Origin of the sequence: Allokutzneria sp. NRRL B-24872, from assembly GCF_002155965.1 — a bacterium.
Classification (GTDB): Bacteria; Actinomycetota; Actinomycetes; order Mycobacteriales; family Pseudonocardiaceae; genus Allokutzneria.
Genome location: NZ_MUMH01000035.1, coordinates 1 through 14133 on the forward strand (window position 1 = coordinate 1; position 14133 = coordinate 14133).

General features: G+C 69.6%; 13 protein-coding genes and 1 pseudogene. 8 read left to right on the plus strand and 6 right to left on the minus strand.

Annotation, left to right across the window (positions count from 1 at the left end):
* From CCN37_RS40735 to CCN37_RS10245, 3 genes are all read right to left on the minus strand, one after another.
* The coding region (locus tag CCN37_RS40735) for a hypothetical protein (RefSeq protein ID WP_210407952.1) at positions 1 to 198 on the minus strand (198 nt) is incomplete at its 3' end.
* A gap of 210 nt (positions 199 to 408) precedes the next feature.
* Entirely contained in the window at positions 409 to 852 is a 444-nt protein-coding gene (locus tag CCN37_RS10240) for a hypothetical protein (RefSeq protein ID WP_086820479.1), read from the minus strand.
* 69 nt (positions 853 to 921) lie between these two features.
* Positions 922 to 3162, minus strand: coding sequence for a tetratricopeptide repeat protein (locus CCN37_RS10245; RefSeq protein WP_168200612.1), 2241 nt, complete (start codon positions 3160 to 3162; stop codon positions 922 to 924).
* Positions 3163 to 3244: 82 nt separating this feature from the next.
* Between CCN37_RS10245 and CCN37_RS10250 the strand changes: the two genes are divergently transcribed.
* The gene (locus CCN37_RS10250; RefSeq protein ID WP_143261539.1) at positions 3245 to 4093 is read left to right on the plus strand and encodes a hypothetical protein; all 849 of its coding nucleotides are present in this window, start codon (positions 3245 to 3247) and stop codon (positions 4091 to 4093) included.
* A gap of 286 nt (positions 4094 to 4379) precedes the next feature.
* On the plus strand, positions 4380 to 5546 hold the full coding sequence (locus CCN37_RS10255) for a hypothetical protein (RefSeq protein ID WP_246842929.1): 1167 nt from the start codon (positions 4380 to 4382) through the stop codon (positions 5544 to 5546).
* A 392-nt stretch (positions 5547 to 5938) separates the two neighbouring features.
* On the opposite strand, the gene CCN37_RS10265 is transcribed toward CCN37_RS10255, so the two are convergent.
* Together CCN37_RS10265 and CCN37_RS10270 are read right to left on the minus strand one after the other, a co-directional pair.
* Positions 5939 to 6274 carry a DUF6247 family protein gene (locus tag CCN37_RS10265; RefSeq protein WP_210407953.1) on the minus strand — a complete coding sequence of 112 codons (336 nt, stop codon included), beginning with the start codon at positions 6272 to 6274 and terminating at the stop codon, positions 5939 to 5941.
* Positions 6275 to 6318: 44 nt separating this feature from the next.
* Complete coding sequence (locus CCN37_RS10270) at positions 6319 to 6498, minus strand: hypothetical protein (RefSeq protein ID WP_086820483.1); 180 nt, start codon at positions 6496 to 6498, stop codon at positions 6319 to 6321.
* Between the two features lie 180 nt (positions 6499 to 6678).
* On the opposite strand from CCN37_RS10270, the gene CCN37_RS10275 reads away from it, so the two are divergent.
* The 4 genes from CCN37_RS10275 (at position 6679) to CCN37_RS10290 (ending at position 10733) form a co-directional block, all read left to right on the plus strand.
* Positions 6679 to 6984, plus strand: a complete 306-nt coding sequence (locus CCN37_RS10275) for a hypothetical protein (protein WP_086820484.1) — start codon at positions 6679 to 6681, stop codon at positions 6982 to 6984.
* A 50-nt stretch (positions 6985 to 7034) separates the two neighbouring features.
* Positions 7035 to 8345, plus strand: coding sequence for an MFS transporter (locus tag CCN37_RS10280; protein ID WP_086820485.1), 1311 nt, complete (start codon positions 7035 to 7037; stop codon positions 8343 to 8345).
* Between the two features lie 9 nt (positions 8346 to 8354).
* Positions 8355 to 9374: a CdaR family transcriptional regulator gene (locus tag CCN37_RS10285; RefSeq protein ID WP_086820486.1), complete on the plus strand. Its 1020-nt coding sequence runs from the start codon at positions 8355 to 8357 to the stop codon at positions 9372 to 9374.
* Between the two features lie 216 nt (positions 9375 to 9590).
* Complete coding sequence (locus CCN37_RS10290) at positions 9591 to 10733, plus strand: sensor histidine kinase (protein ID WP_246842930.1); 1143 nt, start codon at positions 9591 to 9593, stop codon at positions 10731 to 10733.
* Positions 10734 to 10741: 8 nt separating this feature from the next.
* Here the strand turns inward: CCN37_RS10290 and CCN37_RS10295 are convergent, their stop codons facing one another.
* Positions 10742 to 11188, minus strand: a complete 447-nt coding sequence (locus CCN37_RS10295; protein WP_086820488.1) for a hypothetical protein — start codon at positions 11186 to 11188, stop codon at positions 10742 to 10744.
* 92 nt (positions 11189 to 11280) lie between these two features.
* Here CCN37_RS10295 and CCN37_RS10300 point away from each other — a divergent pair, with 92 nt between their 5' ends.
* On the plus strand, positions 11281 to 12186 hold the full coding sequence (locus CCN37_RS10300) for a bifunctional helix-turn-helix transcriptional regulator/GNAT family N-acetyltransferase (protein WP_086820489.1): 906 nt from the start codon (positions 11281 to 11283) through the stop codon (positions 12184 to 12186).
* 118 nt (positions 12187 to 12304) lie between these two features.
* Positions 12305 to 14128: pseudogene (locus tag CCN37_RS10305) on the plus strand (glycoside hydrolase family 3 protein); the annotation flags it as partial.
* Positions 14129 to 14133: the final 5 nt, after the last annotated feature.

Genomic DNA, 14133 nt, shown 5'->3' on the forward strand with positions numbered 1-14133 from the left:
CTGAGCCTTGAACTCCAACGAGAACTTGTTCGCCATCACGACACCTTCCCGCGGCCGAGCCACCGACCACTCTGACGGTGTCCACCAAACCGGGGCAAGCCCAAAGCTCACCACGTATTGCACTGGACAAAGCACCGAGGGCCAACGGATCTGAACAACATGACGCTGTTGTGCTCGCACCACCATCACGCTATCCACCAAGAGGACTGGAAGATCGTCTTCGCCGAGGACGGAAGGCCGGACTTCATCCCACCACCGTGGGTGGATGCGGAGCGGAAACCGATGCGCAACATCAGAGTCGACCCACGACTCACTGGATGAGGATGCCTGAAAGGTGGTCAGCACAACGGAACTGAGGCTCGGCCTGGGGCGCGAGGGCCCCAGGCCGAGCCGGAACCCCGCTGGAAATCAGATCTTGGTGAGCAGTTCCTTGAGCTTCTCGACGATCGTCCATGCACCCTTGTCGCAGTCGGCCTGGTGCGCGACGTAGTAGCTGTCGATGGTTTTCCGTTCCGCCGCATAGCGTTCGGCGACGAACTTGTCCATGGCGGCACGGGAATCAGCAGCGCACGGGTCGGGGAACTTGTACAGCTCGTGCCAGACGGCGTTGACGAACTTCTTGACGGGATCGGGCATCTTCTTGGCCTGCTTGGCGATGATGTCGGTGCCCGCGAGCACGAACCGCACACCCTTCTTCTGGGCGCAGGCGGCGTCGAAACTCGTGCCGACAGCCTTCACGGCGGCTGTGATATCGCCCTTGGGCACGGGAGCCGGCGGGGCCGCCGAAGCGGACGGGGCGGCGAGGAGGAGTGCGACCGGAACGCAGAACGCTGCGATGATGGGACGCTTCATGCAGGCGACAGTATGCACGCGCACGCCAACCGGCAGGGCACGGCCGGGGCTGTTCGATCGAAGGAGTGATCAGCCGAAGGTGTCCAGCGCGGCCCGCGCCTCGGCCAGCAGCATGCGGTTGCCCAGCTCCTCGGCGTGCGCCAGGGCCAGCTCCAGGTGCTCGCGGGCCAGCGGAAGCTCACCCAGCTGGTGCCGGATCTTGCCGAGCCCGATGTGCGCCAAGCCCATCGCCCAGCGGTCACCGCTGCGGGTGGCGTTGTCCAGAGCGCGGCGCTGGAAGCTGAGCGCCTCCTCGTGCTCGCCGAGCCTGCGGTGCAGCGCGCCGAGCGAACTCACGGCAAGACCCCACGACCAGCGGTCGCCCAACCGCTCGCTCAACTCCAACGCCTGCTCGAAACGAGAACGGGCGCTGTCGTCATCGCCCTCGTCGACATCGATCAAACCGAGGTTGGTCAACGCCAAACTCCGCGACCACAGATCGCCGGTGGCCTCGCTGACCGTCAGCGCCCGGTCGAGTTCCTTGCGCGCCAACGAGATCTCGCCGAGCTGGCGGTACGCGCTGCCGAGGCCGAGTATCGACGGCGCGCGGCCGGACTCGACGCCGAACTTCTCGTACAGCTCATCGGAGCGCAAGAAATGACGCAGCGCCTCCTCGTGCTCGCCCTGCCAATCGTGCACCAGGCCGAGCCGACCGCGCGTCCTGGCCTCGTCGCGTTCGTTGCCCGTGGCCAGATCGCGGTCGAGCGCCTCCCGCAACTGCGCGATCGCCTGCGCGTCGTTGCCGAGGCGCCAGTTGAGCACACCGAGGTTCTTCAAGATCTCCGCGCGGGCGTCGAGATCCCCGAGCCGTTCGGTGGCCGCGAGCGCGATCTCGTGCGTGCGCTGCCAGTCCTGGTGATAGGCCCGCGAGAGGAAGAACTGCCACAGCACAACGGAAATTCGCCACGCGTGCTCATCGGAGCAGTGCTCGACAACCGCGACCAGGTTGGCGCGCTCAGCCTCCAGCCACTGCGACGACGCCCGGGTCGCGGCGGCGAGGTAGTAGTCCCACAGCCGCACCAAGGACTCGTTCACAGCAGCGGGATCTTCTTCTGCGACAGCCGTTGCGGCCGCGTGCCCGCGAAGCAGGTCGTGCAGCCGGTAACGACCGGGTTCTCGCTGCTGCACGAGGTGAACGTCCACAAGGGACTCAAGCAGGTCCTCCGCGTCCAGCGGCTCGATCCCGGCCAGGGCGGCAGTGGCGTCCGCGTCGATATCGGCACCGGGGTGCAGGCCGAGCAAGCGGAACACCCGCCGCTGCGCCTCGTCGAGATGCTGGTGGGACAGCGCGAAAACCGCGTTCAGCTCGGACAGACCGCGAGTGCGCCTGCGGAGCCGCTTGTTCAAGTGCTCGATCGTCCACACTGGACGGTCGCGGAGCCGGGCCGCGGCGATCCTGATGGCCAGCGGGAGGAATCCGCACAGCCGCACGCACTCGCGGACGGACGCGTCGTCGCCGCGCTCGGCACCGGCGATGCGCCGGAACAGGCCGACGGCCTCGTCTTCGCGCAGCACGTCCAGAGCGAGCGATCTCGCGCCGTCCACCTCCGACAAGCGCTTGCGACTGGTGATCAGCGTCAGGCAGCCGGCGTGTCCGGGAAGCAGCGAGCGCACGTGCGCGGCATCGGCGGCGTTGTCCAGGACGAGCAGGACTCGACGGCCTGCGAGCGTCGACCGCCACAACGCGGCGCGCTGCTCGACGGTCGGCGGAATGCGCTCCCCCGGCACATCGACCGCGCGCAGCAGCGTTTCCAGCGCGGCAGCCGGGCTCAGCGGCGGATGCCCCGGCGTGTGCGCGTGCAGGTCGACGAAGAACTGGCCGTCCCGATAGCTCGGCGCGAGCCGGTGGGCGCACCGCACGACGAGCGAGGTCTTGCCGACCCCGCCCATGCCGTCGATCGCGTGCACGTCCGACGTGGCGACGGCGGCCAGCAGCGCGTCCACTTCGGCGTCGCGGCCGGTGAAGTCGCCGATGTCCCTGGGCAGCTCGTTGCGGGGCCGCCAACCGGGCTGCTCGGCCGGGGCCGCGGCTTCGGCCACCTCCCACAGGCCGCGCAGCCGCGCCAGCTCCCGGCGGGTGGCCCCGCACACGGCCGCCACCTGGCCGACCAGGCGGAAATCCGGTGGGAGCACCGTTCCGGCGCAGTAGCGGTGCAGGGTCGACCGGCTCGTCCCGGTCCGGTGCGCCAGCGCGGCGAAGCTGCGCCCCGACCGCTCCTTCAGCCCGCGCAGCGCGGCGGCGAACTCGGCGAGCGCCTCGGTTGCTCCCACCGCCCCATCATCGCGCACACGGGGCGAAGGTCTCACTTGCCAGTGCTTCCAGGAACAAGGCCTCGATGCTTATGCTCCGAATGTGATCCAAACAATCGCGGCGGCCCTGTCGCTCTTATTTTTCTACGTATTTCCCCCGGCGGCCACGGACTGGCTGCCGGTGGGTTCCGGAACCACCTCCGGAGTCAGCGGTTCGGCACTCACCGCGAGCGGTCAGCTACTGATCGTGCGGGACAACAAGAAATCCGGCGAGAACCGCGCCGCCCTCGTCACCTTTCCCGGCGCGAAGGTGACGCCGCTGAAGTGGAAGGGCACCGTGCTGGACGACCTCGAGTCGCTGGCCGCGGTCCCCGGGCGACCGAACGAGTTCGTCGCGCTCGCCAGCTACGGCAAGGGCGCCCGGATCTCCCTGCACGACAAGGAGGTTCGCGTTCTCAGCGAGTTCACCCTGCCCAAGGGCGTCGACGGCGACAACTACGAGGGCTTCGCGCTCTCGGTGCTCGGCGGGCGCACCGTCGCGACGTGGGCGGACCGCGGCCAGGACGCGCGAGCGGGCAGGCTCATCGCCGCCGAACTGGACCTGACGCGGATGACTTTCGGCCCCACCACCTCGCTGAGCATTCGGGCGAACTACCCCGAAAAGGACGTCAGGCACATTTCGGATATCGCGATCACGCATTCCGGAGAAATCCTCGCCTCTTCGGCATCCGATCCCGGGGACGAGGGCCCGTTCACCTCCACTCTTTATCGCGCCGCGCGCGTTTCGATCACCAATGGCCGCCTCGCCCTGACGCCGATCGCCGGGCAGCCGGAAATCGCCCGCCACCCCGGCCACAAGATCGAGGCGATCACCTGCGCGACGGTCACCTGCGACCGTCACGTCCTCGGCACCGACGACGAGTCCGCGGGCGGCTCGGTCAAGTTCGACTGATCCCCCGTCCCGCCCCGCACCGGATCTCCGCGACTGCGCCGCAGCTCAGGAGCTGGTTCCGTCCCACGACGTCCCAGCACCCTGGCCGCGCCGCGGCGCGCGGGGCAGGCTCGGAAGCGCCTGGGGGAAGCGCCGGTGGGACCCCGATCCGCTGGGGTCCCACCGTTGCGCCGCCCGGCCCCTCGCTCACGCCCGAACAGCCGCACTTCGTAAGAAGTCTTCACGAAATGCCTCCGCAGTTGGTGAGAACTTGTTAGACATCGGCTCCCCGCACCTGGAGGAACCGATGCGCCTCATGACCTCCCTGGCCGCCGCGGTGCTGCTCATCGCCGGCGCGGTCACCCCTGCGACAGCCGCCGCCGCTGAGCTGACCCAGATCTCGCGCACCCCGTACAAGCTCGCCGAGGGCGGGAGCTTCGCGCGCTACGCGCCACGAGTGGCCGCACTGGACGGGAAGCTGCGCCGGGCGTCCTTCGCGGACGTGCTCGCCGACGGCAACCGCAAGGCCCGGCCGCTGTGCCGCCCGACCGGGATCAGCGGCGCGAGCGGCTTCTGCTGGCAGAACGACGGGGACACCACCGACAAGCAGTGGTACCCGCAGGGGATCACCGGCAGCTGGGACTCCTCGGCCTCCGGCAGCTACGGCGGGCACAAGGCGATGCTCGTCAGCTGGCACAGCGACAACGCGCCGAAGCCCAAGGGCGTGCGGATCTCCTTCGTCAACTACGACGACCCGGCCAAGGTGTCCTACCGGCACGTCCTGCTCGTCGAACCGACCAGCGACGACACCTTCGGCCCGGTGAAGGTGCACGCGGGCGGCATCGCCTGGGTGGGCGATTTCCTCTACGTCGCCGACACCAAGCGCGGGTTCCGCGTCTTCGACCTGCGCCACCTCTGGCGCACCGAGGCCGACCCCGGCAAGTCCAAGATCGGCAAGGGTGCCGACGGCAAGTACTACGCCTACGACTACCGCTACGTGCTGCCGCAGGTCGGCAGCTACGGGCAGAGCGGCAATGGCAGCTGCTCCGTCTCGCCGCCCGTCACCGCGCCGCTGTGCTTCTCCTTCGTCGGCCTGGATCGCAGCACCACGACCCCGTCGCTGATCGCCGGTGAGTACTACTACGACGGCAAGGGCGGCTCGCGGCTGACGCGGTGGAACCTCAACGCCGACAACAAGCTCGCCGAGGAAACCGCTGCCGGCGCCTACCGCAGCTCGCACCCGAAGATCCAGGGAGCCTTGGCGTACAAGGACACCTTCATGCTCAGCAGCAGCCGCACCTCCACCACCGCCGGCGTGCTCTACCGTTCCAAGGTCGGCGCGGCCAGCTCCACCTCGCACCTGCCCGCCGGCCCCGAGGACCTCTCCTACCAGGCGTCCGCAAAGCGCCTGTGGGCGTTGACCGAGCACCCCGGCAACCGCCAGGTGATCGGCATCCCCATCACCCTCGGCTGACCCACGCCGCGTAGCGCCTGAACGACCCGTTTAGGTACTTGAACGCACCAAACGACCCGTTCAGTGCGTTCAACGCACTGAACGGGTCGTTCAGGGAGATTCGCGCTTGGGAGGTCCCACCGTCGCGCTGCGCGCGGTCGGCTACGCCTACCCTGCGCCCGGCGCGGTGATCCGCAGCAGTGTGATGCGCAGGACCGCACTGTGGACCAAGTAAGTGATCAACCCGTAGTCGAAGGCGCTCGTCCACCGGTCTGTCTTCGCATCGCAGGTGGCGTTGCGCTCGGGGTCAGCCGTCAAGCGAGCGATGTGACGGCTGACCGCTCGCTGCACTTCCGGTGGAAGACTCTGGTACTGGGCCTCGGCATGCGACACCCACGCCACCTCGAACCTGCTCACGGTCCACGCTCGACGTGATCAACGATCACACTCGGGTCGCCCTCTTCGATGCGGCGCTGGTCCTCGTCGATCGCGGCCACGTACTCAGGATTGGCGGCCATGAGGGCGACGGCGAACCAGCGCTGGACCACGGCGTCTACGCGCCCCAGGTCGAAGTCGTCGTCTGCCTCGGCCATCGCGATGTGGAACTCCGCCTCGAAGTCGACGAGTCTGTCGCGGTCATAGGCGGCCAGGGCCGCTCGAACGGCGACGGCGCTGCGCTCGAAGGTCACGCGGGGCCGGCACAACGGCCGGTCAGGGGAGTCGTCGACGACGAGGCCGGGGATCTTCACGCGGCGAGTGTCCGCCACGGCACCGAACCGGGAAATGCCTGGGGTCAGGGGAGTTCGGTCAGCTCGACGGCGGTGGTGAGCACGGTGATCAGCTGCCGCGCGGTGTCCTGGTCGAGCACCATGACGGTGCCGAGCGAGGTGGTCAGCAGCACCTGGCGGCCACGGACCCGCACGTCGAGGGCCGCCGAGCGCCGGGGACGCCGGGGTCCGTCGGTCGAGTCCATCCCACCCCGTTCCGCCCAAGAGACTCCGCCTGAGCGTGCGTACCGTGGATCGTCCGTTAGTGCAAAGGGGTCCTCGTCACCCCGATCCGGTGAGAACGGCGTCATCGGGTGATCCGTGCGGTGTCTCCCCGGCGGAGGTGACGCACATGTCCGCGTCCGTTGGCCGGTGGGAGCTCCGCCGTGTCTGACCTGATCGCCCCCTTCCTCATGACCGTCTTCGCCCTCCTCTTCCTCGGAGCCTGGGACAGCACGCCCTGGCGGCACCTGCGGGCCCGTCGCCGCAGCCGCAGGGTGGTGCGCGAGATCCGCTCCGGCTGCCCCTTCGCCCGGTTGGTCCTACGCCGAGGCGGTGGCAGGCACCGCGCCCGTCCCGTCCGAGGTCTTCCGCTGTCCACAATGGACTTGAATCGGTCGACCGGACGCATCGAGGTGGTTCGCGAGCACCGCCGACGGCACGCGGGTGTGGGGTTGAAACACATGGGCTGAGATCCACATCACCTCTACCGTCGTGGCGGGACACGGGTCGGGGAGGCGCCATGGCGGGCAGGTCCAACACGCTGAGGGTGGTCGGCGCCAGTCTCGCCGGCACCACGGTGGAGTGGTACGACTTCTACATCTACGGCACGGCCGCGGCGCTGGTGTTCAACAAGCTGTTCTTCCCGGCGTCGGACCCGCTGGTCGGCACGCTGCTGGCGTTCGTGACCTACGCGATCGGCTTCCTGGCGCGGCCGCTGGGCGGGCTGGTGTTCGGCCACTACGGCGACCGGCTCGGGCGGAAGAAACTGCTGGTCGCGAGCCTGTTGATGATGGGGATCGCGACCTTCGCGATGGGGTTGCTGCCGACCTACGCCTCCATCGGGATCGGCGCGCCGATCCTGTTGACGCTGCTGCGCCTGGTGCAGGGCTTCGCGGTGGGCGGCGAGTGGGGCGGCGCGGTGCTGATCGTCTCCGAGCACGGCTCGGACAAGCACCGCGGCTTCTGGGCGTCCTGGCCGCAGGCCGGAGTGCCGGGCGGCAACATCCTCGCATCGGCGGCGATGGCGGTGCTCTCGGCGACGCAGAGCAACGAGGACTTCCTGTCGTGGGGTTGGCGCGTGCCGTTCCTGTTCTCCGGCGTGCTGGTGCTGATCGGCATGTGGATCAGGCTCTCCATCGCGGAGTCGCCGGTCTTCGTCGAAGCCGCGGAGCAAGCCAAGGGCACCGACGAGCGTCCTCCGGTGTCGGTGGTGTTCACCCGCTACCGCAAGGAAATCCTGATCACGATGGGCGCCCGCTTCGCCGAGAACGCGGGCTACTACCTGATCACCGCGTTCGTGCTGGTGTACGTGGAGCAGCACCTGAAGCTCGACCGCGGCGTCGCGTTGAACGCGGTGCTGATCGCCTCGGCGGTGCACTTCGTGGTGATCCCGCTGTGGGGAGCGCTGTCGGACCGCGTGGGCAGGCGCCCGGTCTACCTGTTCGGCGCGGCCGGGACGGGCGTGTGGGCGTTCGGTTTCTTCGCGCTGCTGGACCTGCGCTCCTTCGGCGCGATCACGCTCGCGGTCACGATCGGACTGGTCTTCCACGGCGCGATGTACGGGCCGCAGGCCGCCTACTTCGCGGAGATGTTCGGCACCCGGGTCCGCTACTCCGGCTCCTCGATCGGCTACCAGCTGGCGTCGATCTTCGCGGGCTCGCTGGCACCGATCATCGCGACGGCGCTGCTGGCGGCCTACGGCGGCTGGTTCGCGATCGCGCTCTACCTCGCGGGGATGTCGGTGATCTCGGTGGTCGCCGTGGCGCTCTCCCCCGAGACCCGGCACCGCGACCTGCGCGCCGACCCCGACCAGATCCCCGCTACCCCATAGTTTGGGGGCGTGACGGTGGTCGAGCGGTTGGTGGCCGTCGCCGCCGCGGGCGGCGGAGCGGGCGGGCTCGCGGAGGTGGTCGCGGGCTGGCTCGGCGGAACGGTGGTGATCACCGACGCGGAGGGCCGGGAGCTGGCGCGCGCGGGGAGCCGGCGCGGCGGACCGGCGCTCAAGGTCGCGGCGCTCGCGCACGGGCGGCGGGTCGGCGAGGTCAGCCGCACCGGGCCGGAGCTCGACGGCGAGGGGCGGCGGAACCTGGACGTGGCCGCCTCGGTGATCGCGCTCGACCTGCTGGTCCGCGAGTGCGCCTTCGCGGCCGAGGAGCGCGAGCGCGGACAGTTGCTCTCCGACCTCCTCAACGGACACGCGCCTCAGCACGAGCGCGCGCGGCGGTTCGGACTCGACCTCGACGCGCCGTGCTCCGTCGTGGTGCTCGCCGGTCCTGCCGGGCTCGCGTCGGCGGCGGCGCACTTCGCGAGCTCGCACGGCGGCCTCTCCACTGAGCACGAGGACCACGTCGTGCTGCTGCTCCCCGGGGGCGACGCGGCCGACCACGCGGAGCGGAGCGCGCGCGTGCTCGGCGCGGAGCTGCGCAAGCCCGTGACGGCAGGAGCGGCTTCGGATTCGGGCTCGGGCGAGGTGCGGGCCGCGCACGCGGAGGCCGCGCGCTGCCTGACCGCGCTGCGGGCGCTGGGCGGAGCCGGGCGCGGAGCGAGCGCGGAGCAGCTGGGCTTCGTCGGCCTGGTGCTCGGCGAGCAGCCGGAGCCGAAGGCGTTCGTCCGGGCGACGATCGGAGCGCTGCTGGATCACGACGCGAGGCGCGGGACGAGCCTGGTGCCGACGCTGCGCGCGTACTTCGCGGCAGGGCGCAGTCCGACCAGGGCGAAGGACCTGCTGAACGTGCACGTCAACACGGTGGCGCAGCGGTTGGAGCGGATCTCCGCGCTGCTCGGGCCGGGCTGGCAGGAGCCAGCACGCGCGCTGGAGACCGAACTCGCGTTGCGGCTGCTCGACCTGATCCGAATGTGAATATCTGTGTAAGTGTGAAAAAATCTATTACCCCGCTAATGGACCTGTCCGGTCGACTTTGCCGAATTTAGACTGGGGAATAGCCGTATCCGCAGGTCAGACCAGACGAGCCGAAGCGCCGGTCGGGGTGGTGCGATGCTCCAGGAAAGAGTGGGACCACGTTCGAAAAACGGACAACTGTGTACGTTACCCGCTGGTACCTCTAGGCTGCGGGGCGTGGTGACCCGGCGCGACAACGACGGGGCGAGCGGCTGGCTGCCCAGCGGGGCGGACTGTCGCTACGCGGTGGTGCTCGCGGTACTGGTGCTCGTCGGCTCGACGCTGCTCGGCGAGCTGCTCGACGACGCACGTCCGCCCGACGCGTGGGGCTTCGCGCTCGCGCTGATCAGCTCGGCGGCCCTGGCGTGGCGGCGGAGGGCTCCGCTGGCCGCGCTCGCGGTGACGGTGGTGGCGGTCGGCGTCTACACGCTGCTGGGCAACCCCTACGGCCCGATCCACCTGTGCATGGTGCTGGCGATGTTCGAGGTGGCGCTGCGCCGCTCGGCCGCGACCTCGGGCCTGGCCTGCGGTGCCGCCGCGGCGGGCGGGGTGGCCTTCGCGCTGCCCAGGCTGATGGTCGACTTCCGGCAGCCCGCGCTGATCGTGATCGCGTGGACCGGCTGGTTCGTCGTCCCCTGGCTGCTCGGCAGGCTCGCCCAGGTCAGGCAGGCGGCGTCGGACCGGATGCGGCACGCGCTGATGGCCAAGGCCGCGCTGGAGGAGCGGATGCGGATCGCCCGCGAGGTGCACGACGTCGCCGGGCACGGGTTCGCGGTGGTGGCGATGCAGGCCGGGGCGGCGCAGGTGGCACTGGAGGCGCAGCCGGACCAGACCAAGGCCGCGCTGGAAGCGATCCGGTTGACCAGCACCCAGGCCTTGGCCGAGCTGCGGTCGGCGTTGGACACGATCCACGCCAGGGACACCGACTGCCCCGCGGCCACCGGGCTTCGCGGACTGCCTGCGCTCATGTCGAGGGTGCGCGCCGGCGGGATGCTCGTGGAGCAGGAGGTCAACCTGAGGGCGGAGGAACTGCCCGAGGACATCGACGCGGCGGTCTACCGCGTGGTGCAGGAGTCGCTGACCAACGTGCTCCGGCACGCTGGGCCGACCAGCGCGAAGGTGCGGGTCTGCCGAGAGGCCGACGAGATCGTGGTCGAGGTCGCCGACCGGGGCCGGGGCGCGGTGCAGCGGGCCAAACCGCCCGGTCGCGGGCTCACCGGCATGCGCGCCAGGGTCGAGGACGCGGGCGGCAGCTTCCTCGCCGGGCCGCGCGTCGGCGGCGGCTTCGAGGTCCGCGCCCGCTTCCCCTGCCGGGTCTGACTCAGGCCTCAGCGCTTGTAGAGACGGGTCTCCGAACCGCACACGTCCTTGCCGTCGTCCATCTTGCGGCAGACGCGGAAGCGGATGCCCTCGGGCCCGGCGATGCTGGTCATGTGCATGTTCTTCGGACCGGCGGTGGCCCTGTTGTAGGTGGGGCCGACGAAGTACTTCCAGTCGGTGTCGGGCAGGTTGTTGTAGACGACCTTCCACTGCACGCCGGTGCGGCCGTGGCCGTCCTTGGGATCGGCGGTGAGGGTCAGTTCGAAGGGCCACTTGCTGTGCGGACCCGCGGGCCCGTCCTGCCTCGGCTTCCAGACGATCTTGCCCCAGCCGTAGCCGTCCTTGCTCTCGAACTTGGCGACGGTCTCGGCGAGCGCGGGGGTGGCGGTGCCGAGAACGAGCACGGCCGCGAGCGCGGCGGAGGTGAGGGCGCGGCGGCGGTTCGCGGTGGTCATGCCGCGTATCGGACCCTCGCTCGCGATCCGGTTTCAAGCATTTCGGCGAGAACCCCGAGCATAAGCTTGACGGAGTCAACTATATTATTGACGTGGTCAATGATTCGGTGGTCTCGTCAGTCCGGGCGTTCTCGCGGTTCTACACGAACTCGGTGGGCGCACTGCGCTACGGCGCGTTCTCGCTGACCGAGGCGCGCGTGCTGTTCGAGCTGGCGCAGTGCGAGTCGGCCGACGTCGCGGACCTGCGCAAGGAGCTGGACGTGGACGCCGGGTACCTCAGCAGGCTGCTGACCCGCTTCGACGCCGACGGGCTGACCACCCGCGCGAAGTCCGCTGTGGACGCTCGACGCCAGGTGATCAGCTTGACGGACAAGGGAAGGGCGACTCAGCGCGAGCTGGACGACGCGTCCTCGGGCCAGGTGGCCGCGCTGCTGGACGGGCTCAGCGAGCAGGAGCGGGGCGAGGTCGTCGGCGCCATGAACACCATCCGGCGACTGCTCGGCGGCGAAGCGAAGGACCGCACCCTGGTGCTGCGGCCGACGCGGGTCGGCGACTACGGCTGGGTGGTGCAGCGGCACGGCGAGCTGTACGCGCGGGAGTACGGATGGGACGCGAGCTTCGAGTCGCTGGTCGCGCGGATCGTGGCGGACTTCGTCGACGGGCACGACTCCGCGCGCGAGGCCGGGTGGATCGCCGAGGTCGACGGCGAGCGCGTGGGCTGCGTGTTCTGCTTGAAGGAGGACGACGCGACGGCCAAGCTGCGGATCTTGCTGGTGGAGCCGAGCGCGCGCGGCACGGGCGTCGGCGCGCGCTTGGTCGAGGAGTGCGAGCGCTTCGCGAGGGCAGCCGGGTACAAGCGGATCACCTTGTGGACCAACGACGTCCTGAGCTCGGCGCGGCGGATCTACCAGCGCGCGGGCTACGTGCTGGTGGACGAGGAGCGGCACCGCAGCTTCGGCGCCGAGCTGAACGGGCAGAACTGGGCCAAGGACCTCTGAGCTGGCCTCTGGACAAGCTCGGGAAAGCGCTCTCACCCGTTCTGCCCTGTCGCCGGAGGGCGGCGGCCGTCATTGTTGTGACTCCCAACAATCCCGCCGCCGAACGGGAGGTGTTCGGATGAGAGCGCGTGTGGCGGTGGCCCTCGCGACGGCGGGTCTGATGGCAACCTCGTTGCTGAGCTCGACTGTGACGGCGTCGGCGCAGCAGGTCGTCTACCTGGACAAGGGCGCGGCGGTGCAGGACCGCGTCAGCGATCTGATGGCGCGGATGACGTTGGCCGACAAGCTCGGGCAGATGGTGCAGACCGAGCGCAAGGCCGTGCAGCCCGCCGACCTGACCACGCACCGGATCGGCTCGCTGCTCTCCGGCGGCGGCTCGGCCCCGGCGCCCAACACGGCGACGAGCTGGGCCGACATGTACGACACCTTCCAGCGGGCCGCGCTGGCGACACCACTGCGCATCCCGATGATCTACGGCGTGGACGCGGTGCACGGGCACAACAACGTGCACGGCGCGACGATCTTCCCGCACAACATCGGACTCGGTGCGGCCCGCGATCCGGAGCTGGTGCAGCGCATCGGCAAGGCCACCGCCGAGGAGGTCTCGGGCACCGGGATCGACTGGAACTTCGCGCCGTGCCTGTGCGTGGCCCGCAACGACCGATGGGGTCGCACGTACGAGTCCTTCGGCGAGGAGGCTGAGCTGGCCACGGCGATGACGACGTTGGTGACCGGGCTCCAGGGCAGCGCGCTCAACGCGCCGGGCTCGGTGCTGGCGACGGCGAAGCACTGGGTCGGCGACGGCGGCACCACGAACGGCACCGACCAGGGCGACACCGAGGTGTCCGAGGCCGAGCTGCGCTCGCGGCACATCACCCCCTTCCGCGAGGCGATCCGGCGCGGCGTGGGCTCGGTGATGATCTCCTACAGCAGCTGGAACGGCGTGAAGCTGCACGCGCACAAGTACCTGGTGACCGACGTGCTCAAGGCGGAGCTGGGCTTCTCCGGAATCGTGATCTCCGACTGGGACGCCATCGACAAGATCGACGGCCAGCCGGGATTCACGCCGGAGGAGGTCCGCGCCTCGGTCAACGCGGGCATCGACATGATCATGGTGTCCGCGGAGTGGCGGCGGTTCCTCGACCTGCTGCGCGCCGAGGTGGAGTCCGGGCGCGTGCCGATGGCGCGGATCGACGACGCCAACCGCCGCATCCTGACGAAGAAGTTCGAGCTGGGCCTGTTCGAGAAGCCGTTCACCGACCGCTCGTACACCTCGACCGTGGGCAGTCCCGCGCACCGCGCGCTGGCTCGCGAAGCCGTGCGCAAGTCGCAGGTGTTGCTGAAGAACGCCAACGGTGTGCTGCCGTTGCCGAAGACCGCGGACAAGCTCTTCGTCGCGGGCAAGAGCGCTTCGGACATCGGCAACCAGTCCGGCGGCTGGACCATCGAGTGGCAGGGCAAGAGCGGCGCGATCACGCCGGGAACCACTGTCCTGCAAGGCATTCAGCAGGCGGTGCAAGGAACGACGGTCACCTACAACCGCAACGGTGACGGCATCAACGACACCTACAAGGCAGCTGTCGCGGTCGTCGGCGAGACCCCGTACGCGGAGTACAACGGTGATCGGCCCGGCGGCCTCGGCTTGGACTCGGAGGACTTGGCGACTCTGGCCAAGCTCAAGGCGTCCGGAGTGCCCGTGGTCGTGGTGCTGGTTTCGGGGCGCCCCATGGACATCGCGGCTCAGCTGCCCGACTGGTCGGCGTTGGTCGCGGCGTGGCTGCCCGGCACCGAGGGCGCTGGCGTCGCGGACGTGCTCTTCGGCGATCACCCGGTGTCCGGCAAGCTCCCGGTGAGCTGGATGCGCTCGGTCTCGCAGCAGCCGATCAACAACGGTGACGGCAAGTCCGCGTTGTTCGGCTACGGCCACGGCGAGTCGTTCCCGGCGGC